This is a genomic window from Nocardia sp. alder85J (assembly GCF_020176955.2).
Lineage (GTDB): Bacteria > Actinomycetota > Actinomycetes > Mycobacteriales > Mycobacteriaceae > Nocardia.
In genome coordinates this window covers 15592-39461 of sequence record NZ_JAIUCZ020000011.1, presented here as the reverse complement: position 1 = coordinate 39461, position 23870 = coordinate 15592, and the positions used below count along the sequence as shown (strand labels likewise).

Genomic DNA, 23870 nt, shown 5'->3' with positions numbered 1-23870 from the left:
TCACAGCTCCGCGTAGGCGCGGTTGTCGAGCTGGGCCGCGGCGGCCCGCTCGTTCACCACCGCGGCGGCGGGTACCTCGTTGCGGAACACGAACCGGAGGCCGACGAAGCGGGTCAGCGTCGCCACCAGGTTGGCCACCACCAGCACGAACAGTTCCAGATGCACCGCGGCATCCGGCGCCCACCGATGCAGCGCGAACAGCGACCCACTGGTCACCACCCAGGCGAAGGCGAAGAGCAGCAGACCCTGGAAGTGCTGCGACACCATCCGCGTCGACCCCCGCACCCCGAACGTGAACGCCCGGTTCGCGGCGGTGTTACCGACCGCGGTGATCAGCAGGGCGAGGAAGTTGGCCGCCTGAGCCCCGGCCAGCGGCTGCAACAGCACGTACAGCAGCATGTAGGCCAGCGTCGAGACGACGCCGATGATGCCGAAGCGCACCAGCTGCCCGACCATACCCAGCGGCACCCCGTCCACCAGCGGCTCCCGGCCGATCGCGGCCCGCAGCTCGTCCACCGGGAGGGCGCCGGTGGCCAGGCCCTTGGAGACCCGCCACACGCCCAGCAGGTCCTTGCGCGCGGTATCGACGATGTCCACGCGGGAATCCGGGTCGTCGATCCAGTCGACGGGCACCTCGTGGATGCGCAGCCCGGACCGTTCGGCCAGCACCAGCAGTTCGGTGTCGAAGAACCACTCGCCGTCCTGCACCAGCGGCAGCAACTTCCGTGCCACATCGGTGCGCATCGCCTTGAAACCACACTGCGCATCGGAGAACCGCGCCTGCAACGACGCCTTCAGGATCAGGTTGTAGCAGCGGGAGATGAACTCCCGCTTCGGCCCCCGCACCACCCGCGACGACCGCGACAGCCGGGTACCGATCGCCAGATCCGAATGCCCGGACACCAGCGGCGCCACCAACGGCAGCAACGCATTCAGATCGGTCGACAGATCCACATCCATGTACGAGACGACCTGCGCGTCGGAGGCCTCCCACACCGCGCGCAGGGCCCGGCCGCGGCCCTTGCGATCCAGGTGCACCACCTGCACGCCGTCCAGTTCGGCGGCCAGCAGTTGGGCGACATCGAGGGTGGCATCGGTCGACGCGTTGTCGGCGATGGTGATCCGGGCCGTGAACGGGAATCCGCCACTGAGGAACTCGTGCAGTCGGCGCACGCAGACGCCGAGATCACGCTCCTCGTTGTAGACGGGAATCACCACGTCCACCACGGGAGCGGTCGCCGCCGCACCGCGGCGATCAAGGGCGGGAACAACGGTTGCAATCTCGGTCATGACACCAGCATCAGGCCCGATGCTGCACCGCCACTGGATAAACTCTGGGAGATCGCTGTGCTGTCCGAATGCCGAGGTCGACGTGGCAATCCGGCCCGTCCGGCGCGGCTGGGCCGACGGTCAGCGCGGCACCACGACGCTGAAGGTCGCACCCGCCCCGGGTTCGCTGGACACGCTCACCTCACCGCCGTGCGCGGTCACCAGCGCCCGCACGATCGACAATCCCAGCCCACTGCCGCCACTGGCCCGGGTGCGCGAGGTGTCGGTCCGGTAGAACCGTTCGAAGACGCGCGCCGCGGCCTCCTCGGACAGCCCGTGGCCCTTGTCGACGACATCGATGCGCACATCCTCCGGGCACGGCGTCAGCCGTACCGTCACCGGTGCGCCGGGCGGGGTATGTGTCAGGGCGTTGCCGAGCAGGTTGGCCAGCACCTGCCGCAGCCGGGGCTCGTCGCCACGGATCTCCAATGTCCCTGTACCGGAAGCAATTTCGAGGGAGATCGGCCGGGTGGGGCCGTCGGGTCCGGCCTGCTGCGCGGCCATCGCCTGGGCATTGTGCACGGCGTCGCCGGCCAGGGTCAGCAGATCGACCGGTTTGCGTTCCAGCGGCCGCTGCGCGTCCAGCCGGGCCAGCATCAGCAAATCCTCCACCAGCAGGCTCATCCGGCCCGCCTCACCCTCGATGCGTTGCAGCACCAGGCTCGGATCCTGGCTCGCGCCTTGCCGATACAGCTCGGCGAAACCCCGGATGGTGGTCAGCGGGGTGCGCAACTCGTGGCTGGCGTCGGCGACGAACTGCCGCATCTTGGCCTCGGATCGCCGGGCCGCCTCCTCGGAGGCTTCGATCGCGGCGACACCGTGCTGGATCTGGCTGAGCATGGCGTTGAGCGACTGGGCCAGATGGTCCACCTCGGTGTCCACGTTCCGCACCGGTACCCGCCGGTTCAGATCGCCGCCGACGATGGCGGCGGCGGTCTCCTCCACCTGCCGCAACGGCCGCAGGCTGCGCCGCACCACCAGATAGCCCGCCACACCCAGCAGCACCAGCCCCGCCACCCCGGTGCCGAGCTCGAAGGCGATCAGCCGCGACACGGTGTCGCGATCGTCGGTCAGCGGCAGGCCGACGGTGTTGGAACCGTACTGATTGGTGGCGGTGACGATCCGCCACGTGGTGGACCCGTCGACCGCCGGGACCGTGACCGGACCCGGCACCGGTTTCTGCGGCAGTTGCGGCGGGGACACGTGCGGCCCCTCCTGCTGATAGATGTCACCGGTGGGCGACAACCGCAGCTCGAAGAAGCGCCGCGGCTGCTCCGCGGTCGACGTCGGCTGGGTCGGCGGCGGTCCCTGCACATCGGCGGGCACCCAACGCGGCCCGGTCACCGTGTCCACCTGCTTCATCGGCCGCGGGCGCGCCCAGGTCTGCACCGCGTCGCTGATCTGCTCGTCGGTGCGAGCGGTCAGCGAATTCGACAGCGACGAGGTGATGGCGACCCCACAGGCCAGCAGCACCAGCCCGGTGAGCGTCACCATCGCGACCACCAGGCCGATCCGCAACGGGACCGAGGAGGCCCGCCGCCCCAGCACGGACCGCAGGCTCATCGGCGCCTCGCTCCCGGCCGCCGGTCGGGGGCGAGCCGGGAACAGCGATGTCGGGTGGCAGGCGGCGTCGGGCTCATCACGCACCCCATTGTTCCGCACTCAACCTGGGAGAAAGCTGGAAGCGCCGTCAGTGTGGCACCGTGCCGTCGAGCGGTTCCACCGCGTGCGCGGCGATCCGGTCGAGAAACGGCCGCTGCCCCACCCCGAGCTTCTCCCGGGCAACTTCCAGCCCGAACCATTCGGCCCGATCGATCTCGGGAAACTCCTGGATGCGGCCCGAGCGCGGCGGCCATTGCATCTCGAAGGTGCCCGGCACCACCAGCGCCGGATCCAGATCGCCCTCGACCGCCCAGATCGTGACCTGTTTGGTCCGGCCACCGCTGCCGTAGCGCACATCGCCCAACGGCACCCACTCCCCCTCGGGCACCGGCAGGCCCAGTTCCTCCTCGAACTCCCGGGCCGCCGCGGCGGTGGCGCTCTCCTCCTCCGGCAGGTACTCGCCCTTCGGGATCGACCAGGCGGCCGAATCCTTCCGCTCCCACAGCGGACCGCCCATATGCCCGAGCAACACCTCGAGTCCGGCGCGCCGCCGGAACAACAGAACTCCCGCACTGAACGTCATGCTCACCCCCGGCAGTCTGCCTCATCCGGATCACAACCGGTCCGACCGCCCGAATTATCCTGTCCGGCAAGCGGTTCAGTACGGTCGCTGCGGCAATCCGGGAACTTCCCCGTACGGCCCGTTGGGCGGCGGATAGCCGGGAGGCGGCCCGGCGAACCGGGCGGGAGCCGGGGCGTTGGGGCGCAGGAACATCCGGCCGTGCCGGCTGCGATCGCGCAGCGCCCACATTCGCCAGGTCAGCACCGGATGGGAGGACATCGCATTCACCACCCAGATGAAGAAACCCTTCTCCCGCGGCGCGCGGTCGGCCATCTCGTCGAAATTCACCAGGCTGTTGAGATACTTGCCCGCGGCCAGCACCCGCATCGCACCGGGTGCGCCGAGGTGCCGGTTGCAGAAGCCGTGATTGTCGGCGGTGTACTCCTGGGACCGGATCAGCGCGGTGCCGAGCACCGGCAGGAACGGCCCGACGAACATGCCCAGTTGCCGCCAATAGGACACGTGCCCGGCGGCGATGTGGCCGACCTCGTGACCGATGATGAAGGCCAGCGCGTCGGGATCGCGCGCCGCGCCACCGACCTCGAACAGATCGCTGTAGACACACACGTACCGGCGGAACCCGTGACCGGAGGCGAAGGCGTTGATCTGCCCGTTGCCCAGCACCACATAGGCATCGGGCACCTTCGCCAGCCCGAACCGCCCGGCCGCCTCCACCACCAGCCGGTACCCCTCCGGAAACTGGGTCGGCGACATCTTGACCGCGTTCAGCCGCTGCCGCGAATAGTTCATGCCACGGCCGGCCCACAGCAGCACCGGCGCGAACAGCAACAGCAATCCGTACTGGTCGAGATGACCCAGCAGCGCCAGCAGGATCACGAACAGATAGGCCAGGATCGTCACCAGGATCACCACCACCAGCAGCGGGATCTCCCAGCTGTGCCGGGCCGGCATCCCGAACGGCGACAGCCCGCGACCCGGCTGATGGGGTGGGATCTGCGGCGGCGTGTACCCCGGCTGCGGCGCCCAGCCCGGCGGGCCGACCCGCGGGTCCCAGCCGGACATTCCGGTGACGGGATTCCAGCCCGGAGGCGGGGGCGGGGCGGCCGGTGGGCTCCAGTGCTCGTCGGACATGAACTCGACTCTATCGAGGGCCGCGGACCTGTGATCCCGCGACGAACGCCACGGCGATGGCCTGACACAATCGGTACCCATGCGCGTATACCTGGGTGCCGACCACGCCGGCTTCGAGCTGAAGAACACTGTCAAGGATCATCTGCAGCGCGCGGGCCACGAAGTCTTCGACTGCGGCGCCCACGAATACGACGCCCTCGACGACTACCCGGCGTTCTGCATCGATGCCGCGCGGCGCGTCGTCGCGGACGAGGGCAGCCTCGGCATCGTGATCGGCGGCAGCGGTAACGGCGAGCAGATCGCCGCGAACAAGGTGCCCGGCGCCCGCTGCGCACTGGCCTGGAGCATCGAGACCGCCCGGCTGGCCCGCCAGCACAACAACGCGCAGCTGATGGGCATCGGCGGCCGCATGCACAGCCCCGAGGACGCCCTCCAGATCGTCGACGCCTTCCTGGCCACCCCGTGGTCCGGTGAGGAGCGGCACCAGCGCCGCATCGACATCCTCGCCGACTACGAGAAGACGGGTGTCCCCCCGGTCATCCCGAACTGAGCCATGCCGGAAGGGCATACGCTGCATCGCCTGGCGCGGCTGCACCACAAGCGGTTCGCCGGGGGCGTGGTCCGGGTGTCCAGCCCGCAGGGCCGCTTCGCGGACGGCGCGGCTCTCGTGGACGGCCACGTCCTGGTGCGCGCCGAGGCGTGGGGCAAACACCTGCTGCACCACTACGACTCGGGTTTGTTCGTGCACGTCCACCTCGGGTTGTACGGCACGTTCACCGAATCGGCCGGGCCGCCGGGTGATCCGGTGGGGCAGGTGCGGATGCGGATGGTCGGCGCCGGGCGCGCGACGGATTCGCTGTGGGGTACGGATCTGCGCGGCCCCACCGCCTGCGAGGTGCTGCACGAACCGGAGGTGACCGCCCTCACCGCCCGCCTCGGCCCGGACCCGTTGCGCCGCGACGCCGACCCCGACCGCGCCTGGCAGCGCATCCACCGCTCGGCCCGCTCGATCGGCGGATTGCTCATGGACCAGTCGGTCGTCGCCGGTGTCGGCAACGTCTACCGCGCCGAAGTCCTCTTCCGCCACCACATCTCACCGCAGCGCCCCGGCCGCGCGATATCTCGCGACGAATGGGAGGCGCTGTGGGCCGATCTGGTCGAGCTCCTGCGCGTGGGCGTGCGCCGCGGCAAGATCGTGGTGGTCCGGCCCGAACACGACCGCGGGGCCCCGTCGTATGCCCAGGGTAAACCTCGCACCTACGTCTACCGTCGCGCCGGTGAACCGTGCCGGCTGTGCGGCGCCACGGTCCTGCACACCGTCCTCGACGGCCGGAACCTGTTCTGGTGCCCGGCCTGTCAGCCGGACCGGCCCGCGGCCCCACTCGCGTGACAGGTGAGCACCGCCGGATCGGGAACGGGTCACACGATCCGGATCAGCGCATCGGTCAAGGCATTTCGCCCGAAATCCCGGATGTCAGCGAGATGATCCGGCGGTCAGAATCCGCCGTCGAAACCACCGCCACCATCGAAACCACCGCCGTCGAAACCACCGAAGTCCCCGCCACCGAAACCGCCGGAGTCGTAACTGCCGCCGAAATCACCGCTGTAGTCTCCGCCGCCGTAGCCCTGATCGCCGTAGCCTTGATCGCCGCCGTAGCCCTGATCGGCGCCGGCGTCGTAACCGGCCTGGTAGCCGTCGCCGTAGTTGCCGTCGCCGTAGCCACCCTCGAAACCGGTGGCGCCGTACGCCACACCGGACATGCCGCTGAACAGAGCATCGAACAGCAGGACCGATCCGACACCCCAGGCACCGGCGACCAGTGCGGTCTTCCACCACGGCTCGGAATACCAGCCGGCCGGGACCGGGCGGCCCGCGACCATGCCACCCGGGTAGTAGTTGGGCGTCTGAGCGGTCGGAGCGGGTGACGCCTCGATGCGCCGGCCGTCGTAGTCGATGCTGCGGTCCTCGGTGACCGAGCCGGCCGACCGCTGACCGTCCAGCTCCGGAATCGCGGGACCCGGGTCCAGGCCCATGGCGGTCCGTGCGGCGCGGACGTAGTACAGGCCCTCGACGGCCGTCTCCTTCGCCAGCCGGGCCTGCGGGACGGTCGTCGCCTGGTCGATCTGCGAGCCCGCGGCGTTGAGCCGCTCACCGGCGTCGGCGAGGGCCTGCTTCGAGGCATCGTCGGTGCCGGTCAGGTTGTACACCTGACCGCCCAGCCGCTCGATGAGCCGCCGGGCGTCGGCCTTGGCGTCGGCGAGCTGGGTGGCCGTGCGCGAGCGGTTGCCGCGGCCGGCGACGGTCGCCACGAGAAACACCAGCAGGACGAGAACCAGAAGTATCAGCAGTAGCGCCACGTCGTCCAGAGTACTGCGAGTCCGAATTTAGCCGGGAAATTGCTGGACATCGCGGGCTCACCCCGCCACTGCCGCGCCGAACCGCAGCGCCACGGTGGGTAGGCCACCGGTGTCGATGTCGTCCTCGTCGTCCTCCACCGGCGCCAGCGCGAACCGCCGTTTGCCCGCGGTCTTCGCCGAATACATGGCCCGGTCCGCGCTGCGCAGCAGGTCCGCGAAATCACACGGCCGACCGGCCGGGCAGAACGCGGTGCCGACGCTGGCCGAGGCCGGGACCAGCCCCGCGGCGGTGCGGATCGGCTCGTGCAACGCGGCCAGCACGCGCATCGCGGCCTCCCGCAACGTGTTCCGCCAGGTCGGCAGCGCGACCACGAACTCGTCGCCGCCGTAGCGGCTGACCACCGCGTCCAGCGGAGCGGCCGAGCGCAGTCGGTGCGAGATCTCCACCAGCACCTCGTCACCGACGGCATGCCCGTACCCGTCGTTGATCTGCTTGAAGTCGTCCAGATCGATCAGCAGCAGCCCGATCCCCCGGGTGCGGTCGGCCGCCATCGACAGCACCCGCTCCTGCAACAGCGAGCGGTTGGCCAGGTCGGTGAGCGCGTCATGGGTGGCCTCGTGCCGCCAGCGGTGTTGCAGTGCGGCGATCTCCTGCACCCGCACCGACACCGCGGCGTTCAGACTGCGCTCCTGCTGCGCCAGCGCCCGCTGTTGCAGCTCCTCGGCATAACTGTCGATGGCGTGACTGGCCACGAACGGCCATCTGGTCGCCACCAGCGAACCCGGTTCGCCCGGTGCGAAACCCAGCAGCGCGCGCGAAGCCGGGGCCAGCATCCGGGTCCGTTCGAACGGCTCCTCCGCGAGCCGCCGCCCGATCGCCCGGGCGGCGGTCACCGGAAAGGGTTCCGAACCGGCGAGTTCGAGTAATGCCTCGATCAACGAGCCGAATCGGTATTCCAGCTCTGCGGTCGTCACAGCGAGACCTCCGCCGGGATGAACGGCACGGGCCCAGTCGCGACTGGTGGCGGCGATCTGCGTATCGAGCTCGGTACGCATTGCCGGTCACCCTGCGCAGACGATGCCGGTGCCGGCCCTCCGGCCGGTCACGCCCTCCTGGTCGAGCTCACTGTCATGCGGTACGGCACACCTTGCTCGGCGCACGCTCACCGCCCCCTTTCCAGATACCCCCGTCCGGCAAAAAGGATCCTAGCAAGCCACCCGGTGCCGAAAAATGCTGTTTTACAACCAGTTCGGCACCTCGCGAATGGCGATTCGCCGATGAGATCGTGGCAGCCGACCTGGCGTTACACAGGTCTACAGCGTGTCGCAGCACGCCACGCCGAGAAACGATCGAACCGGACGAAAATGCCGCCAGAATTGCCCGTTTCCTCGATACGCACCCGGCCCGGCCAGGTCGATTGGCGTTCGATGAGTGACGTTCGGTACAGTCTCAGTCGCAGACGACATCGTGGCGATCCCATCAATGTCGTATGCGCGCGGGCGTAGTTCAATGGTAGAACCTCAGCCTTCCAAGCTGATGGTGCGGGTTCGATTCCCGTCGCCCGCTCTGGTGGGGCCGCTTGCCCTCTCCGGACACGCAGGCCCACCCCTCGGGATGTAGCGCAGCTTGGTAGCGCATCCGCTTTGGGAGCGGAGGGTCGCAGGTTCAAATCCTGTCATCCCGACCACGGTGGCCCTACTTGAACCAGTGACCGAAAAAACACTGGCGAGAGTAGGGGCCTGGTCCTCCGGAGGTTGAGCCTCGGTAGACGCGGAGTCTCCCGCGTCTACCGGCAGGCTTCCCGGTTTCCGCCTCTTGGTTCCTCGGCTGAGGTGTCCGGCCCGCTTGGTCGCGGCTGCCACTCCATGTGGTGCTGTCGCAAGCCGCCGCCGGTACGCCTGGTGGCCCTCGTGCAGCTCCCGCATGATCGGTGTCTTGTCGTCGGCTTTCACTTCCAGGTCATCGAGGTAGAACCGTTCGTAGAACGTCTCGTTGAGGAGCCGTCGGGTTACGTCGGTGCCGACGCGGTACAACGCTTGCGGATCGGCCGCCAGGTGGAGAGCATCGCGCAGTATCTGTGCGCCGACGGCAAGTTCCGCACTGGTGTGGGTCAATCCGGCTTGCGCTCGGTCACGCTCCACTTGGATGTCGAACAACTCGGCGCGGATCTTGGCTTCCGGCATCGACCCGAACCGCATGAGGCGGATCAGACGGTCTTCCTGATCGCCCAGTTCCTTGAGTTTCCGCTGAAGGCCCGCGTGCAACTCCCGCGTCGTGGCGGTCTCGTCGGCCACAACCTCTTCCATCCGGGCTCGCACCTCGTCAATGAAGTCAGCGGGCAGCTGCAACGTGGCGTAGTGATCGACGATCGCGTCCTCCACCAGCTCGACTGGAAGGTGGGGGAGGTCGCAGACGCCTTCTTGCCGGCCGCGACAGAAAAAATACCTGTAGCGGATATGACCCCGGCCTTGTGGCTCCGCGTAGATCAGGCGGAAGATTCTGCCCGCCTCGGAATTTGTCAAGCCGGATGAGACCAGTGGGTTTGTTCAGGCTGCTGTCTGCTGGTCCTCGCTGTCGGGTGTGGGCTGGTTGATCCAGACACTGTCGGGCAGGGTCAGGATTTTCGGTGCAGTGGTGGTGCCGAACCGGCCGGGATTGGCGGCGCGGGCGGCGTCGAGGACGCGACGGCGGTCGGCGGCTTTGGCGGCGGCGAGTCCGTAGTGGACGTCGGCGGGTGTGTGCAGGCCCAGGCCGGTATGGCAATGTTCATGGTTGTACCATTGGGTGAACGATTCCATGAATTGTCTTGCCTCGGACAGGGTTCCGAACCGTTCCGGGAATTCTGGACCGTATTTCACTGTCTTGAACAGTGATTCGCTGTAGGGGTTGTCGTTGGACACTCGTGGCCGTGAGTGCGACCGGGTCACGCCGAGGTCGTCGAGCAGGGCGGCGACGGTTTTGCTGGTCATCGACGTCCCACGGTCGGCATGGACCACGTCCGGGATGCCGTGGACACCGAACACCGTGCGCATCATCTCGGCCGCGAGCTGCCCGGATTCACTGTTGTGGACCACGACACCGACGATGTAACGGGAGAAAATATCGATCATGACGTAGGCGTCGAAGTATCGGCCCTTGACCGGGCCGGCGAGCTTGGTGATGTCCCAGGAATACACCTGCCGCGGTGAGGTCGCGACCAGCTCCGGGCACACTTTCTTACCGTGGCGGGCTTGCCGGCGCCGGTCTTTGACCTGCTGGTTCTCGGCCAGGATCCGGTACATCGTCGACACCGAACACACGTATTCGCCTTGGTCGAGTAGCCGTGCGTAGATCTCGAGTGGCGCCAGGTCCACGAACTCGTCACTGTTGAGCGTGGCCAGCACCCGGTGGCGTTCGAGCACGGTGAGCTTGTTACCCGGGGCCGCACGCCGCACCACCGGCCCGGCGGGCACCGTCCGGCGGCGGTTCATCGTCGCCCGCGCCAGCCCGGTCAACGCGCTCGCCCGCCGCTGCCCGATACCGGTGCCGCACAACGCTTTCCACGCATTCTTCAACGCTTCTTCCGCTTCGGTTCGTCGGTGTCCGCGCTCTCGGAGGATAGACTTTCCAAGAGCGCGTGCGCTTTTCCCATGATCTCCAGCGCGGCGTCGGTCATCGCCTGTTTCTTCTGTGCTTTCGCCAGCTCGGCTTTCAACCGGGCGATCTCCGCCTGCTCCGGCGACAAACGGCCGGTCTTCTCACCCGGCGCTTTGCCCTGCAACACGCCGGCATCGCGCTGCCGGCGCCACTCGGTGATCAGCGACGAAATACAAGCCCTGTTCCCGCAGATAGGCGGCACCACCGCCCGGCTGCCCGGCCGCGGCCTCGTAACCGGCCAAATACGCCAGCTTCTCCGCCGGGCTGAACACCCGCCGCCGTCGCCCGCCCGCAGCGGGGTCACTGCTACCCATCCCGACATTCTCGCCGGACCCCCGACGCGTCGTACTGGTGGTAGTCATCGTGGTGATCGATCCATCTCTCGCCCTACAACACCGAGTTGCTGTGAACCAGCGGACTCACCTCAGGCTGACACGCAGGGCCTTGTGACACCGCTGGCAGAACAACGAGCCCTTCAGGTAGTGCTGATGTACGCGGTCGCGCTGGCCCCGGCCGCTGCGGAGGTGGAGTACTTCCTGTACGCGCTCGAACAGTTCGTGGCTGACGATCGGATCGTGACGGCCGGGGTAGGTGTCGCCCTTGTAGCGCACGAAGCCGATGTAGTAGGGATCGCTCAGCATGGCGTGAAGCTTGCTACCGGAGACGGGTTGTTCTGGATAGCGTTTGGTGGCCCGCGTGGTGAGCCCCAGATCGGCCATCGTCGCCTCCAGGCGGTCGATGGAGTACTCGTTAGTGGCGTACAGCTCGAAAACCTTCAGTACCAACGGCGCTCGCTGCTCGTCCAGCCGGATTGTGTTGACGTCGTGTCCGTCCACCTTGATCGTGACGTTCAGGTAGCCGAGCCGAGCGCGGCCGAGGGTACCGCCGAGGTCAACGGCCTTGCGGCGCATCTTCTCCTGGATGTCGAGGCCTTGAACGGTGGTGGTGAGCTGGTTCATGACGTCGACCACGCCCGCGACAGCATCGGCGTAGGGTCCCTCGCCGAAGTCCTCGTGAACGCTGACCAGTCGTATGCCCATCTGCTTGAGCTGGTATTCCACGATGGCGGCCTCGTAGCGGTTCCGGAAAATACGCGACCGCATGTAGACGATGACGTACGCGACGTCAGGGTGAGCGGCGATGAACTTCAGCATGTCCTGAAACACCGGCCGCTGGTCGATCGTCAGCTTGCTCGCCGAGTAGCCAGGCTCGACAAACGCATCCACCACCTCAGCGCCGAGTTCGGCAGCCTTGGTGTCGGTGCTGGCGCGTTGGGTACCAATGGAGAGGCCGTCAGGGTCGATATCCATGGCGGTGCCGAGTTGGCCTTTGGTTGAGACCCGTAGTAGCGCAACCGCTTTCTTGAGGCCGGAGGCTTTGGCACGGTCAGGTTTACTGGTCAACGGAATCTCCTAATGGCTGGAGTGAAGGAAACGGGAGTAAGGAGACCCTGTCTGTCAGTCTGGGATGAGACAGGGGGACGCTGTACTCCTTTGAGGTAGACCAGGGCGAGACAGGAACGATCGAGCAGTGACGATGACCTTGGCCGACCAGGCCGCCGCGACGGCGGCGGGGCAGAATGGGCCGGTGGGCAAGAAGACGGGGCGGCCGGCGCGGCGCACGTTCACCGCCGCGTACAAGGCGCGGATCCTCGCCGAATACGACGCCCTGCCAGAAGGCGGCCCGGAACGCGGCGCCTTGTTGCGGTCGGAGCGTCTCTACCATTCCCATATCGAGCATTGGCGTAAACAACAGTCGAAGGGAACTCTGTCCGCGACGACCGGGAAACCGGCGAAGGATCCGGTGACCGAGGAGTTGGAACGGCTGCGGGCGGAGAACCGGAAATTGAAATCCGATTCCACGCAGCTGGCGGCGAAGAACGAGAAACTCGAGTCACAACTGGGTAAGACCAAGGCTGCCCTGGATCTGGCGGGAAAAGCCTTCGCGCTCTTGGAACAGATCTCCGAGAGCGCGGATTCCGACGGCAAGTAGACGCCATCCTCACCCAGCAGACGCCGGGATTGGAACAGCTACTGGGTGTTTCGGCGACCTGTTCGCTGTTGGGAAGGTCTCGTGCCACCGAGTATCGGCGCCGTAATCCGATACCGCACCCGCGCCGGCAACGGCGGCCGGGTCGGCATCCGGCGCAGCTCAGCGACGCCGAGCGCGACCGGATTCTGGCGGTGCTGGACTCGCCGCGGTTCGCGGACAAAGCACCCGCGCAGGTGTGGGCGGTGCTCCTCGACGAGGGCGTCTACCTGGCCAGTGTGGCCACCATGTACCGACTACTGCGTGAGCGCGGCCAGACCGGCGAACGCCGCGCCCAAGCCATCCACCCGCCGCGCAAGAAACCCGAACTGATGGCCGACGCACCGAACCAGGTGTGGTCGTGGGACATCACGAAATTGAAAGGCCCCGCCCGCGGAATCTATTATCAACTGTATGTCATCCTCGACATCTTCTCCCGCAAGGTGATCCATTGGGAGATCTGGCCCACCGAAACCGGTGAACTCGCCAAAGAATTCATCCTCCACGCCATCGAAGCAAATAACGGCGTCATACCCGGCGCTGTCCACGCCGACCGCGGCACGTCGATGACATCGAACACCGTCGCCGGCTTGTATGCACGGCTCGGGGTCGACCAGTCCCATTCCCGGCCACACGTGTCGAACGATAACCCCTTCTCTGAAGCGAACTTCAAAACCTTGAAGTACTGCCCAGCATTTCCCGGCGCGTTCGGTTCGCTGGAAGACGCACGCCAATTCTGCGCGGCGTTCTTCCGGTACTACAATTACGAGTACCGCCATTCCGGGATCGCATGGCACACAGCAGCATCGGTACACGACGGCACCGCCGCCGGGATCCAGCAACGCCGAGCCCAGACCCTGGACCAGGCATTCACGGCTCACCCCGAACGCTTCCACGGCCGCCGACCGCTACCACCCAGGCTGCCGATCCGGGTCTGGATCAACGAACCGCCAGCCACCCTCCGAACCGACCACCCGCCACAAACCCCCTACGCAGCCTGATGTCTCATCCGGATTGACAGCTTCCGAGAAGGGGATGGCGTGAGCGCTTCTCGGAGTGGCAGCCACTCCCATAGCACCAGACTTGAGCTGTTGGATTGACTACTTTTGACGGCTAAATTGACGGCAAATGAGCCAAAAATACGCTTTGTCGTGGCTGCTCGCAGCTGCTGCATGACAGGGGTCAACGAGCGATCACTTGTGAGCCGTTCAAAATATGGTATAGCGACTTGCATCTCACGATCATCCGGCCTGTCAACAGATTGAATCGGTGTGCCGCTGTCCTCAAATCGAGTCCTCGACGGTAGTAGTTGACGGCCTTGGGTGCTAGCATCAGAATTCATCAGCACATGTTCTACTCGACTGAGTCCTTGTTGCTGCACGGATATATCGACATGTTGATAGATTTCCTGAGTAGTACTGACTTTGGCGTGACCCAAAATCCCCTGTATATCCTTGTCTGGTACTCCGAGATTCTTGAGCAGTGTTGCCGCAGAGTGTCGGAAATCATGGAAACGAACTCGCCGAAGACCCGCCGCCTTTGCCAGCTTGTGAAATAGATACTGGCCGAACCTACTTGGCCGAACAGGGAGACCTTTTTCATTCCGAAAGATTAGATCCAAGTCATCAGCCGGTTCGATGCCAAGGTTCATCATTGTCTGTCGGTATTCGATCAGCGCTAGGCGCACAGGCAACAAAAGTGGAAGGTCGCGCTTGCTCTGCTTGGTCTTAAGGGGTCCGGTCATGAATTCATTCCCCACGATCAACAGTTGTTGCCTAATATGAAGTATGTTGCGCTCCCAGTCAATATCCGACCAGCGGAGACCCATGACCTCGCCTAGCCGCGTGCCGTAGATGGCAGTTATGAGAAATGCAGGATACAGCTGCTCCTCTCTGATGAAGGTAAGGAAATGCTTGACTTCCTCCACTGTCCATGGGTGAACCTGTTTACGCTCAGGGGTTTTGAGCTTCACCAATCGAGCGACATTTCTTTGTACGACATCCTCGCGCATCGCATTCGTCAATGCAGCCATGAGCACGGTCTTGACCTGAATACTTGTCGAGTTGGTCATGCCCCGCGCGACCTGCTCGTTCATAAATTTCTGTAGTTCAACGACCGTAAGCCGCGTAAGTGACCGAGAGGCGAGAACCGGCTTTATATGTAACCGAATGATTCCTTCGTACATATACAAGGTTGACGGACGCAAATCTTTCGGTGCAACATTGGCCATCCAATAGTCAAGATAACCGCCGACTGTCCATGCACGTTCCGGAACTGGTATACCGCGCTTTGCATCGGCTAGCTTGATTGCCAGCTTATCATTAGCTTCCTTGCCCGTCTTCCCGTAGACGCTGACGCGACGTACCGCGCCGCTTGGAGTAGGGAGGTAGGCCGTACCTTCCCATCGTCCGTCTTTCCGCTTGTAGACGCTCCCGCCGCCTCTCACGCGGCGGCTCATAGTAACTGGCCTCCGGTAAGAGGAAGCGACTCAAGGTAGCGGTGTATTTCGCTGGAAGGGATAAACCGGCGGCGTCCTTGTTTCACCGACAGTAGATCTTTCTTGTGGAGAAGGTCGTACACGCCCCATCTGCTCAATCGCAGCTGATCTGCCGCTTCAGGTATCGTGAGAAGAGAACCAACCGCTGAAGAGGGACCAGGTTCCGTACCCGTCTTTAGCTGCTGAATAAGCCAGGCAGTCTCAATTTTTTCTCCGTCTGCAACACGCAGCGAAGTATTCGCCAGAACCCGCAGGGCAGTCGCACTGTCGAGAAATTTTGCCGTTGGATGGTTGGTCATAACACCTCCTCTCACCCCGAAGGGACATAGATTTATTAGAGATCAGCTCCGCCCAGTCTTGCGAATTCCTCCATTCGAACCCGCCTCGAAGCGATCAAATTCAAAAGAAACGTCGTAAAGCTCGCATTGCGCCATAAAATAACCCTCGATACGGTAGTGAGCCTTCTTGGGCAAGCTGGCATACTTGGCCTGAAGATAGGCGGGCCCTGACCCCAGGTAGTGGACACGCTGATCTTGGCCTCCAGGCCAGGGAAGCGAGAAGATCTACCCGATGGCACGCAAGACATACAGCGAGGAATTCCGCCGCGACGCGGTCGCGCTCTACCGCGACACTCCCGGCGCGACCGTGGCCGGGATCGCCGCCGACCTCGGCATCTCCCACCCCACCCTGACCGGCTGGCTCAAAACCGCGGGCATCACCGTCCGCAAGCCCGGCGCCGCGACCGGCACCAGCGGCCCGGCCTCACCGGCGGGTGAGACACCCGAGCAGGAAGCCGCCCGCCTGCGCGCCGAGGTCCAGCAGTTGCGGGCCGAGAAGGCGAAGCTCGAGACCGAACGCGACATCCTCCGGTCGGCGGCCAAATATTTCGCGGGGGAGACGCGCTGGTGAACCGCTTCCAGTTCGTCGCAGACCACTCCGACACCTACCCGGTGAAGCGGTTGTGCCAGGTCATCGACATCGCACGCTCCTCCTACTACGCCTGGGCCGCCGCGGCACCCGCCCGTGCGGCGCGCGCGGACGCTGATGCCCGCCTCGTCGAGCGGATCCGGAAGGTCCACGACGCCGACCGGACTGTCGGCCGGCCGCGGATCACCGCCGAGCTCAACGACAGTGTCCCCGCTGGTGAGCGGGTCAACCACAAACGGATCGGACGCCTCATGCGTGAGCACGGCATCGAGGGGCTGCGGTTGCGCCGCCGGCACCGCACCACCATCCCGGAACCCGCCGATCAGAAAGCACCGGACCTGCTCGGCCGTGATTTCACCGCCGCCGCGCCGAACACCCGCTACGTCGGTGACATCACCTACCTGCCCTGCGGTAACGGCGAATTCCTGTATCTCGCGACCGTCATCGACTGCCACTCACGGCGGCTGGCCGGCTGGTCGATCGCCGACCACATGCGCACCGAACTCGTCTCCGACGCTCTGCGGGCCGCGGCCCGGAACCGAGGCGGCCTGGAGGGTGCGATCTTTCATTCCGACCACGGAAGCCAGGGCGGATTCAACTGGTCGTCGCAACACAATTATTTCGAAAGCGATTGTAGGTGATGTTCCATCGCTTCGGCCGGGGTGCGCCATCCGAGGGCCTTTCGCGGACGCGTGTTGAGGGCGCCTGCGACGGCGGCGAGATCACGCTTGGTCCAACGTGATAGGTCGGTGCCTTTCGGAAAGTACTGCCGCAGAAGGCCATTGGTGTTCTCGTTGGTTCCGCGCTGCCACGGGCTGTGCGGGTCGGCGAAGAAGATCGGGACACCGGTCTTGCGTGTCAGCGCCGCATGCGCAGATAGCTCCTTGCCGCGATCCCAGGTCAGGGACTTCAGCATTCGCTCGGGAATCTTGTTCAATGCGGCGGTCAGCGCCTTGTTCATCGACGACGCTCCGTAGCCACTGAGCGCCGGACCGTTCTTCACCGGCGCGGACTCACCCCACCCGCGCTCGCGAGGCAGGTGGACGAGCACGGTGAACCGGGTGTTCCGCTCGACCAGGGTGCCGACGGCCGAGCGGCCGGTGCCGATGATCAGGTCGCCTTCCCAGTGGCCAGGGGTGGCACGATCATCGGCTTCGGCGGGACGTTCACTGATCAGCACGTCGGCAGTGACGTGCGCCCAGGCCACGCGTTTCGAGCGGGCGCGGGGCATGCGCAGGGCCCGGCCGGTGCGCAGGTTCAAGATGAGCTTGCGGTCGAGTGCTCCGCGGCCTTCGATGTAGAGCGCCTGGTAGATGGCTTCGTGGCTGATCCGCATCGACGGGTCGCCAGGGAAATCGATCCGCAGCCGCTGGGAGATCTGCTCCGGACTCCACGCCTGAACCCAGGCCCGGTCCGCTCGATGCGGCTTGTTCCGGCCGGTCCATTCTCCGGTCGCCGGGCCCGCGGCAACCCGGCCTTCCGCGTCCGCGATCCGTCCCGCCAGGCGGTGCTGAACATATTCTCGGAGTTGTTGATTACCAACAAGTTTCGCAGTCTTCGGGCGTCCAGCGAACAGTTCGGCCTTCCACTGGGCAACCGATGCGCGGTAGTCGAGCTTGCCGCCACGAGTCGCGGCGTTGCGCCGCAGCTCCCGCGAGATCGTCGACGGGCTGCGGTCCAGCACCTGTGCGATCTGCCGCACCCCCATGCCCCGAGCCTTCAGCAGCGCGATCTCTTCGCGCTCGGCGAACGACAGGTAGCGGCCGCCGGGCCGGCTCCAGGAATACGGTGACATCCCGCCAGCATCGCGGAACCATCGAGTACCCGCGACAGGCGATACCCCCACCACCACACCGGCTTCCGTCGGCAGGACACCTTCTGCGATCTTGTCCCAGAACAAGCGCTCGACCGAACGCTGATGGCCGGGATGTCCCGGCGACTTCATCGGCGCCCGCCCGGTGACTGAGGGGCCGGAAAGATTTCGGACAGCGAGGTTTTGGATTTCTTATGCTGCCTTGCTCCGGTCGAACCACTCGGACTCTACTTCGTTCGGTGTGCGGTAGTCAATTCCTGAGTGGAGTCGAATCTGGTTGTACCGCAATTCGATATAGCTGGTGATGTCCCTTCGCGCATGTTCGCGGGTGGGGTACTCGGTGCGGTTGACCCGCTCGTTCTTCAGGGTGCCGTTGAACGATTCCGCCCAGGCGTTGTCGTAGCATATTCCGGTGCGGCCGACGGAGCGTTGCACGCCCAGTTCCGCAGCCACGCCCGAGAATTCGGCCGAAAGATATTGCGCGCCGCGGTCGCTGTGAAAGATTGTCTCACCCGGCCGGAACGGCAGATTACATGCCGCCATGCGGAGCGCGTCGGCCACCAGTTCGGTACGCATATGATCGGCCATCGCGTACCCGATCACTTTTTTCGAGAAGCAATCCAGCACGGTCGCCAGATACAGCCATCCCTCCCAGGTCCGGATGTAGGTGATGTCGCCGACCAGCTTGGTCGCGGGCGCGTCGGCGGTGAAGTCGCGGCGGACCAGATCGGGCAGGTCACCGGCATCGCCGGCGACGGTGGTGACCGGACGCCACGGCCGCGGCTGGCACGCCACGAGCCCCAGCTCACGCATGATCGTGCGGACCGTCTCCGGGTCCACGACGGTGCCCCGGCGGGCCAGCTGGGCGTGGATGCGCCGATACCCGTAGGTGCCGTCGGAATGCTCGAAACAGAACCGGATCTCAGCAGCGAGGATCTCGCGCCGCTGCGCGGTGGCCGAGGACTCACGGTTGCGCCACGAGTAATACCCGGACCGGGACACCTTCACCCACCGGCACATGGACACGACGGGATGACTGCCTTCTTCGGAGGCGATGAACGCGTATTTCACAGTCACCGGTGCTTCTTCGCGAAGAAGGCCACCGATTTTCCCAAGAAGCGGTTCTCCTCCTCCAGTTCCCGGACCCGCCGCTCCAATTCCTTCAACCGGGCCCGCTCGGTCACAGTCAACTCCGTATCGGCCGGCGGGTGGGCCTGCCGGAACTCCCTCACCCAATTCCGGATCGTCTGACCGGTGACACCACAATCACGGGCCACATCCTCGACCGCCCGGGACTTCTCGACAACCTCCCGGGCCGCGGTATCCCGGAACTCGGGACTGAAATTCCGCGACTTCTTCTGTGCCACAGACAACTCCGTTCAGTTACCCCAATCCTACTTTGGGGCACTGTCCGAGAACCTTGGGGCACCTCAGACCTCCCGCATCCAGTCCGATGGCCGTCCCATAACACCCTCCATGACCTCGGGTGTTGCGACCACCGGTTGAACCTGAGCAGTACACGGCAAAGGCTTTCGCGACCGTATGCGCCGAACTCGGTGTCATGCAGTCGATGGGTGCGGTCGGCTCGAGTGCGGACAACGCGCTCGCCGAGTCGTTCAACGCGACCCTGAAACGCGAGACCCTGCAGGGCGCGGCCCGATGGGAATCAGCCCGCGCGGCGCGGTTGTCGGTGTTCCGGTGGATCACTCGATACAACACACGCAGAAGACATTCCTACTGCGGTTACCGAAGTCCGGTCGATTACGAGAACACGCTCATGTCCGATACTGTCGGCCTGGCAGCATAATCATTTCCCCGTGTCCAACTTCCGGGGTCAAGGCCCGAGCATCATACCGGCGGTCGAAGAAGCGATGACTCGACAGCTGAACAATCAAGGAACAGCCGACGATCTAGATTTTCTTCTCGCGTTCGGGCGAACGCTGGCTTCAAGGGGAGCCATCGACATGGCGACTCCTATACTTGTGTCCAATGCAAAGAGTGCGCTACAGCGAAACAACATAGAAAGCACATGGATCGCCCTTGAAAGTCTCCGCCTGTATGGCGACTTGCTGTTGCGCTTTGACCGCGAGGAAGCCTATTCAATAGTTGCTGACCTTGTAGCGTTGCAGGAAGAGCAGTTCGCTGTAAATGGGCAGCCGATAGATTTTGAGCTTGCAGAACGGATTAGGATCCTGTCCAAAGACGCGGCCCGCAAAACGTGCCCTGAAAGAGGCCAGAACCTATGCGTCTCGCACCGTCGAACTCTTCAGTAATGCCTACGATAGAATTAGATCGCTAAGCTTTGAGATCGTTACGGAGCTTTACTATGAGTTACTAGATCAAGCAGCTCGGTTCCGCGCGCTCACGGCAGCGTACTCGCCCGAAACTGAACTCGATTTCGATCACGATGAAGCAGTCGCGGACGATACATTAGAGGGCGGTCAGGAGAGGTACGACTACAGAGTTTTTCCATGGTTGGTCATATCCGCAGTGCAGGAACTGACAACGCCGGGCTCTGTGAGTACAGGCGACGGAATGGATGAGCAAACAGCGCGGCGAATTTTCGATAGCGATTCCGTACCGGGGATCGCCAAGATGATGTATCTGTTTGATTACTCACTGGACGACCTCAGAGACGCCACGGTGAATATGGCGAGGGTGGCAGATCGACTTGAGGAGTGTGACGCGCACTGGTATACGACAGCGCGATACCGCGTGTTCGCCGCATGTCTTGCCGTCGCGTCAAATGATCCCGCCCTTACACCGGTTGTTCACAAGGGCAGAGAAACAGCAGACGAATATCGAAAGCCTATATGGCATTTGATGATTGATGAGGTTCGGGAACGCCCCAATGTGATGTATGCGTTCCTCCTCCGATGAGCGGGAAACTGCTAATCGGCTGACTATGCTCGTGGCGTAGCCACGGCGGCCTCCGAATCGGAGTTGCCCGTACCGGAGGCACAACATCCTGCAATCGCGGCAATACCACTGTGTCGCCATCAGTCCCCACCTCTGGGGCTGAGGCCGGCTGCGATCCCTCCGGCCTCTCCCTGTCGTCCCGAGTATCCCAACCGTCGTGCTCATACTGTCCGGGCACGAACCTATGTCGAGCAGGCTGGCGATATTTCCTCCACCACTGTCCCGCCCGAAACCCCAGCACCGCCACCACGACCACCGAAATCGGCCACAGCATCCATACCAGCGGCGACACCGACGTCACCAGCAATCCTCGACCAGCAGCAGATATGCCGCTTCCAGATGCACCCTGCACTCATCAGGATGGTGAAAGCGATGGATGTGGCGCAGTACCCGAGCGCGTTCGACCGTCAGCTCCAGCAAAGACACCTGGCACATGAATTCGGCCAGCTTGCCGTCCGCGTGAACAAACGTTCTGTCCGGTAACGGGTCCGAAGCCATCACGAGGAACCTCCGGGCTCGTGAGCCACCATCCTCGGCGGAAACACATCAGTGGCTTCCGCAGGCAACCGCAGCCGGCCCCGTTGCACGCTGTCGACCAAGGCATCGAACGACTGGACGCATCGCAGCAGTTCGGCCGCGTCACGCTCCTGATATTCGGCGGCGTCCTGGCGCAAGGCGTAGAGCAGATATTTCCAGATCAGCCACGCAGCCCACTGACCATACGACGATGGTGCGAGCGGCGCATCAGCTTGGGGGACAACGTTTTTGACGTGTCCACCCGCCTCCCGATCAATGAGCCAGATGGCGAGATTCAGCTGTTCGTTCAGCCGAGCCAGAGCTTCCGGCTCCTTGGGGCGCTGCTCGTGGGTATAGTGCCAGATGCCAACCAACTGGACCGCGATCCGCATCATCGCCGTGCTCGGCGCTTCTGCTCCACTGCACACGCGCAAGAAGGGACCAGCGTCCGGCAACGGCTGGTCTGGCATCGCTTCTACCGGTGGCAAGCTGATCGCCACAGGCCGATCCGGGGTGAGGCCGTACACGGAATAGGTGGGACGGTCGTCGGGCATAGGACAGGTATCCTTTTCAAGGAGTATTTTTCTGAAAGCTGTTGGCCAAAAAGCTTTTTGGCGCTCACTCCCACAGCTCGGCACAGGGAAGTGGCGGCAGATCCGACCGCACGTCGTCATCGACAGTCACCCGAAGCTCCAGCTCCGAAAACGTCTGTGCCAGTTCATCGGCCACGTTCTTGGCCTGCTCTTCGCTGGCCTGGTAGTCCAAGCTCAACGCGCCAGATTCGATGTGGATATGACGGATGCGCCGAGGCGAACGTGCGGAGGACATGGGGGTTCAGCTCGGTTTGCTCGTCGAGGGGATGACCCGGCCGGCCTCGACCAAAGCCCGAAGCGCGGTAGCCTTCCTCGGGCAACGTGAGGTGCCCCAAGGTTCTCGGACAGTGCCCCAAAGTAGGATTGGGGTAACTGAACGGAGTTGTCTGTGGCACAGAAGAAGTCGCGGAATTTCAGTCCCGAGTTCCGGGATACCGCGGCCCGGGAGGTTGTCGAGAAGTCCCGGGCGGTCGAGGATGTGGCCCGTGATTGTGGTGTCACCGGTCAGACGATCCGGAATTGGGTGAGGGAGTTCCGGCAGGCCCACCCGCCGGCCGATACGGAGTTGACTGTGACCGAGCGGGCCCGGTTGAAGGAATTGGAGCGGCGGGTCCGGGAACTGGAGGAGGAGAACCGCTTCTTGGGAAAATCGGTGGCCTTCTTCGCGAAGAAGCACCGGTGACTGTGAAATACGCGTTCATCGCCTCCGAAGAAGGCAGTCATCCCGTCGTGTCCATGTGCCGGTGGGTGAAGGTGTCCCGGTCCGGGTATTACTCGTGGCGCAACCGTGAGTCCTCGGCCACCGCGCAGCGGCGCGAGATCCTCGCTGCTGAGATCCGGTTCTGTTTCGAGCATTCCGACGGCACCTACGGGTATCGGCGCATCCACGCCCAGCTGGCCCGCCGGGGCACCGTCGTGGACCCGGAGACGGTCCGCACGATCATGCGTGAGCTGGGGCTCGTGGCGTGCCAGCCGCGGCCGTGGCGTCCGGTCACCACCGTCGCCGGCGATGCCGGTGACCTGCCCGATCTGGTCCGCCGCGACTTCACCGCCGACGCGCCCGCGACCAAGCTGGTCGGCGACATCACCTACATCCGGACCTGGGAGGGATGGCTGTATCTGGCGACCGTGCTGGATTGCTTCTCGAAAAAAGTGATCGGGTACGCGATGGCCGATCATATGCGTACCGAACTGGTGGCCGACGCGCTCCGCATGGCGGCATGTAATCTGCCGTTCCGGCCGGGTGAGACAATCTTTCACAGCGACCGCGGCGCGCAATATCTTTCGGCCGAATTCTCGGGCGTGGCTGCGGAACTGGGCGTGCAACGCTCCGTCGGCCGCACCGGAATATGCTACGACAACGCCTGGGCGGAATCGTTCAACGGCACCCTGAAGAACGAGCGGGTCAACCGCACCGAGTACCCCACCCGCGAACATGCGCGAAGGGACATCACCAGCTATATCGAATTGCGGTACAACCAGATTCGACTCCACTCAGGAATTGACTACCGCACACCGAACGAAGTAGAGTCCGAGTGGTTCGACCGGAGCAAGGCAGCATAAGAAATCCAAAACCTCGCTGTCCGAAATCTTTCCGGCCCCTCAACGCTTGGCGCAGCAGGCGACATGGAATTGCATGACCCGATGCGCTTCCGACACTGTGAAGTCGTGTTCAGGTGCTTTGTGCATCTCTTGTTCGGATTGCACGACGCACTGATGAATGGCGAGAGTATTGGACAGCATTTCGGGCACCTTCTAACTTGTGAGAGGTCAAAGGCACCCGGCACCAAGGGCTTTCGCCACCTTCCTCAGCTCTCCGGGGATGGTGCGCCGCACGAGGGGAAACGGCGTCGACTTGGTGCCGGGTGCCGGTTTAACCGTGCCCGTTCGGCCAATTTCGGCGCGATCGCGTAATGGTGGGGTACCGTTGGGGTAGC

The 23870-nt window shown here is 64.3% G+C and carries 22 protein-coding genes, 2 tRNA genes and 3 pseudogenes; 12 read left to right on the top strand and 15 right to left on the bottom strand.

Annotation, left to right across the window (positions count from 1 at the left end; translation table 11 throughout):
- The 4 genes from LBW94_RS34200 to LBW94_RS34185 all read right to left on the bottom strand — a co-directional run bounded on the left by LBW94_RS34200 (position 1) and on the right by LBW94_RS34185 (position 4645).
- Positions 1-1290 (bottom strand): bifunctional glycosyltransferase family 2/GtrA family protein, encoded by a 1290-nt coding sequence (locus LBW94_RS34200; protein WP_266272833.1) that lies wholly within the window; start codon positions 1288-1290, stop codon positions 1-3.
- 120 nt (positions 1291-1410) lie between these two features.
- Positions 1411-2892 (bottom strand): sensor histidine kinase, encoded by a 1482-nt coding sequence (locus LBW94_RS34195; protein WP_225062699.1) that lies wholly within the window; start codon positions 2890-2892, stop codon positions 1411-1413.
- A gap of 127 nt (positions 2893-3019) precedes the next feature.
- Entirely contained in the window at positions 3020-3514 is a 495-nt protein-coding gene (locus LBW94_RS34190) for an NUDIX domain-containing protein (protein WP_225062705.1), read from the bottom strand.
- Between the two features lie 75 nt (positions 3515-3589).
- Positions 3590-4645 carry a M48 family metallopeptidase gene (locus tag LBW94_RS34185; RefSeq protein WP_225062700.1) on the bottom strand — a complete coding sequence of 352 codons (1056 nt, stop codon included), beginning with the start codon at positions 4643-4645 and terminating at the stop codon, positions 3590-3592.
- A gap of 79 nt (positions 4646-4724) precedes the next feature.
- On the opposite strand from LBW94_RS34185, the gene LBW94_RS34180 reads away from it, so the two are divergent.
- Both LBW94_RS34180 and LBW94_RS34175 read left to right on the top strand, forming a co-directional pair.
- Entirely contained in the window at positions 4725-5195 is a 471-nt protein-coding gene (locus LBW94_RS34180; protein ID WP_225062701.1) for a ribose-5-phosphate isomerase, read from the top strand.
- Positions 5196-5198: 3 nt separating this feature from the next.
- On the top strand, positions 5199-6035 hold the full coding sequence (locus LBW94_RS34175) for an Fpg/Nei family DNA glycosylase (protein WP_225062702.1): 837 nt from the start codon (positions 5199-5201) through the stop codon (positions 6033-6035).
- 104 nt (positions 6036-6139) lie between these two features.
- On the opposite strand, the gene LBW94_RS34170 is transcribed toward LBW94_RS34175, so the two are convergent.
- Both LBW94_RS34170 and LBW94_RS34165 read right to left on the bottom strand, forming a co-directional pair.
- On the bottom strand, positions 6140-7012 hold the full coding sequence (locus tag LBW94_RS34170) for a GA module-containing protein (RefSeq protein WP_225062706.1): 873 nt from the start codon (positions 7010-7012) through the stop codon (positions 6140-6142).
- A gap of 48 nt (positions 7013-7060) precedes the next feature.
- Positions 7061-8059: a GGDEF domain-containing protein gene (locus LBW94_RS34165; protein ID WP_225062703.1), complete on the bottom strand. Its 999-nt coding sequence runs from the start codon at positions 8057-8059 to the stop codon at positions 7061-7063.
- A 440-nt stretch (positions 8060-8499) separates the two neighbouring features.
- Here LBW94_RS34165 and LBW94_RS34160 point away from each other — a divergent pair.
- The 3 genes from LBW94_RS34160 (at position 8500) to LBW94_RS34150 (ending at position 9535) form a co-directional block, all read left to right on the top strand.
- Positions 8500-8570 (top strand) — tRNA-Gly (locus tag LBW94_RS34160).
- Between the two features lie 44 nt (positions 8571-8614).
- Positions 8615-8691 (top strand) — tRNA-Pro (locus LBW94_RS34155).
- Positions 8692-8905: 214 nt separating this feature from the next.
- A complete protein-coding gene (locus LBW94_RS34150) occupies positions 8906-9535 on the top strand; it encodes a hypothetical protein (protein WP_225062704.1) in 630 nt (209 codons plus the stop codon).
- 15 nt (positions 9536-9550) lie between these two features.
- On the opposite strand, the pseudogene LBW94_RS34145 reads toward LBW94_RS34150, so the two are convergent.
- Positions 9551-10954: pseudogene (locus LBW94_RS34145) on the bottom strand (IS3 family transposase).
- A 105-nt stretch (positions 10955-11059) separates the two neighbouring features.
- Positions 11060-12043: a recombinase family protein gene (locus LBW94_RS34140; RefSeq protein WP_225062819.1), complete on the bottom strand. Its 984-nt coding sequence runs from the start codon at positions 12041-12043 to the stop codon at positions 11060-11062.
- A 127-nt stretch (positions 12044-12170) separates the two neighbouring features.
- Here LBW94_RS34140 and LBW94_RS34135 point away from each other — a divergent pair, with 127 nt between their 5' ends.
- Positions 12171-12632 carry a hypothetical protein gene (locus tag LBW94_RS34135; protein ID WP_225062796.1) on the top strand — a complete coding sequence of 154 codons (462 nt, stop codon included), beginning with the start codon at positions 12171-12173 and terminating at the stop codon, positions 12630-12632.
- Positions 12633-12661: 29 nt separating this feature from the next.
- Positions 12662-13669, top strand: a complete 1008-nt coding sequence (locus tag LBW94_RS34130) for a DDE-type integrase/transposase/recombinase (RefSeq protein ID WP_266272829.1) — start codon at positions 12662-12664, stop codon at positions 13667-13669.
- Here the strand turns inward: LBW94_RS34130 and LBW94_RS34125 are convergent.
- Positions 13657-15126 (bottom strand): tyrosine-type recombinase/integrase, encoded by a 1470-nt coding sequence (locus tag LBW94_RS34125; RefSeq protein ID WP_225062745.1) that lies wholly within the window; start codon positions 15124-15126, stop codon positions 13657-13659. The two genes, LBW94_RS34130 and LBW94_RS34125, sit on opposite strands and share 13 nt — an antisense overlap.
- Complete coding sequence (locus LBW94_RS34120; protein ID WP_225062746.1) at positions 15123-15464, bottom strand: helix-turn-helix domain-containing protein; 342 nt, start codon at positions 15462-15464, stop codon at positions 15123-15125. The genes LBW94_RS34125 and LBW94_RS34120 overlap by 4 nt, the downstream gene beginning before the upstream one ends.
- A 271-nt stretch (positions 15465-15735) precedes the next feature.
- Here LBW94_RS34120 and LBW94_RS34115 point away from each other — a divergent pair.
- A pseudogene (locus LBW94_RS34115) lies at positions 15736-16676 on the top strand (IS3 family transposase); the annotation flags it as partial.
- 32 nt (positions 16677-16708) lie between these two features.
- Here LBW94_RS34115 and LBW94_RS34110 read toward each other — a convergent pair.
- A complete protein-coding gene (locus tag LBW94_RS34110; RefSeq protein WP_266272826.1) occupies positions 16709-18037 on the bottom strand; it encodes an IS30 family transposase in 1329 nt (442 codons plus the stop codon).
- A gap of 60 nt (positions 18038-18097) precedes the next feature.
- A protein-coding gene (locus LBW94_RS34105) for an IS3 family transposase (protein WP_416277007.1) occupies positions 18098-19272 on the bottom strand; the annotation gives its coding sequence in 2 pieces (ribosomal slippage) (positions 18098-19017 and positions 19017-19272; 1176 coding nt in all).
- Positions 19273-19421: 149 nt separating this feature from the next.
- On the opposite strand from LBW94_RS34105, the pseudogene LBW94_RS34100 reads away from it, so the two are divergent.
- The 3 genes and pseudogenes from LBW94_RS34100 to LBW94_RS34090 all read left to right on the top strand — a co-directional run.
- Positions 19422-19712, top strand: a pseudogene (locus tag LBW94_RS34100) (integrase core domain-containing protein); the annotation flags it as partial.
- A gap of 10 nt (positions 19713-19722) precedes the next feature.
- Complete coding sequence (locus LBW94_RS34095; RefSeq protein WP_225062747.1) at positions 19723-20178, top strand: hypothetical protein; 456 nt, start codon at positions 19723-19725, stop codon at positions 20176-20178.
- A gap of 262 nt (positions 20179-20440) precedes the next feature.
- Positions 20441-20785, top strand: coding sequence for a hypothetical protein (locus LBW94_RS34090; RefSeq protein ID WP_266272824.1), 345 nt, complete (start codon positions 20441-20443; stop codon positions 20783-20785).
- A 336-nt stretch (positions 20786-21121) separates the two neighbouring features.
- Here LBW94_RS34090 and LBW94_RS34085 read toward each other — a convergent pair whose 3' ends face one another.
- The 3 genes from LBW94_RS34085 to LBW94_RS34075 form a co-directional block, all read right to left on the bottom strand.
- On the bottom strand, positions 21122-21322 hold the full coding sequence (locus LBW94_RS34085; protein WP_225062749.1) for a hypothetical protein: 201 nt from the start codon (positions 21320-21322) through the stop codon (positions 21122-21124).
- Positions 21322-21894, bottom strand: coding sequence for a hypothetical protein (locus LBW94_RS34080; protein WP_225062750.1), 573 nt, complete (start codon positions 21892-21894; stop codon positions 21322-21324). Before LBW94_RS34080 ends, LBW94_RS34085 begins: the two co-directional genes overlap by 1 nt.
- Before the next feature lie 64 nt (positions 21895-21958).
- A complete protein-coding gene (locus tag LBW94_RS34075; protein ID WP_225062751.1) occupies positions 21959-22168 on the bottom strand; it encodes a hypothetical protein in 210 nt (69 codons plus the stop codon).
- 153 nt (positions 22169-22321) lie between these two features.
- Between LBW94_RS34075 and LBW94_RS34070 the strand changes: the two genes are divergently transcribed.
- A protein-coding gene (locus LBW94_RS34070; protein WP_416277007.1) for an IS3 family transposase occupies positions 22322-23496 on the top strand; the annotation gives its coding sequence in 2 pieces (ribosomal slippage) (positions 22322-22577 and positions 22577-23496; 1176 coding nt in all).
- The last annotated feature ends 374 nt before the right edge of the window (positions 23497-23870 follow it).

Coding starts and splice junctions, on each gene's coding strand:
- LBW94_RS34200 (WP_266272833.1), bottom strand. CDS start 1,290: ATGACCGAGATTGCAACCGTTGTTCCCGCCCTTGATCGCCGCGGTGCG.
- LBW94_RS34195 (WP_225062699.1), bottom strand. CDS start 2,892: ATGAGCCTGCGGTCCGTGCTGGGGCGGCGGGCCTCCTCGGTCCCGTTG.
- LBW94_RS34190 (WP_225062705.1), bottom strand. CDS start 3,514: ATGACGTTCAGTGCGGGAGTTCTGTTGTTCCGGCGGCGCGCCGGACTC.
- LBW94_RS34185 (WP_225062700.1), bottom strand. CDS start 4,645: ATGTCCGACGAGCACTGGAGCCCACCGGCCGCCCCGCCCCCGCCTCCG.
- LBW94_RS34180 (WP_225062701.1), top strand. CDS start 4,725: ATGCGCGTATACCTGGGTGCCGACCACGCCGGCTTCGAGCTGAAGAAC.
- LBW94_RS34175 (WP_225062702.1), top strand. CDS start 5,199: ATGCCGGAAGGGCATACGCTGCATCGCCTGGCGCGGCTGCACCACAAG.
- LBW94_RS34165 (WP_225062703.1), bottom strand. CDS start 8,059: ATGCGTACCGAGCTCGATACGCAGATCGCCGCCACCAGTCGCGACTGG.
- LBW94_RS34125 (WP_225062745.1), bottom strand. CDS start 15,126: ATGAGCCGCCGCGTGAGAGGCGGCGGGAGCGTCTACAAGCGGAAAGAC.
- LBW94_RS34120 (WP_225062746.1), bottom strand. CDS start 15,464: ATGACCAACCATCCAACGGCAAAATTTCTCGACAGTGCGACTGCCCTG.
- LBW94_RS34110 (WP_266272826.1), bottom strand. CDS start 18,037: ATGAAGTCGCCGGGACATCCCGGCCATCAGCGTTCGGTCGAGCGCTTG.
- LBW94_RS34090 (WP_266272824.1), top strand. CDS start 20,441: ATGGATGAGCAAACAGCGCGGCGAATTTTCGATAGCGATTCCGTACCG.
- LBW94_RS34085 (WP_225062749.1), bottom strand. CDS start 21,322: ATGGCTTCGGACCCGTTACCGGACAGAACGTTTGTTCACGCGGACGGC.
- LBW94_RS34080 (WP_225062750.1), bottom strand. CDS start 21,894: ATGCCCGACGACCGTCCCACCTATTCCGTGTACGGCCTCACCCCGGAT.
- LBW94_RS34075 (WP_225062751.1), bottom strand. CDS start 22,168: ATGTCCTCCGCACGTTCGCCTCGGCGCATCCGTCATATCCACATCGAA.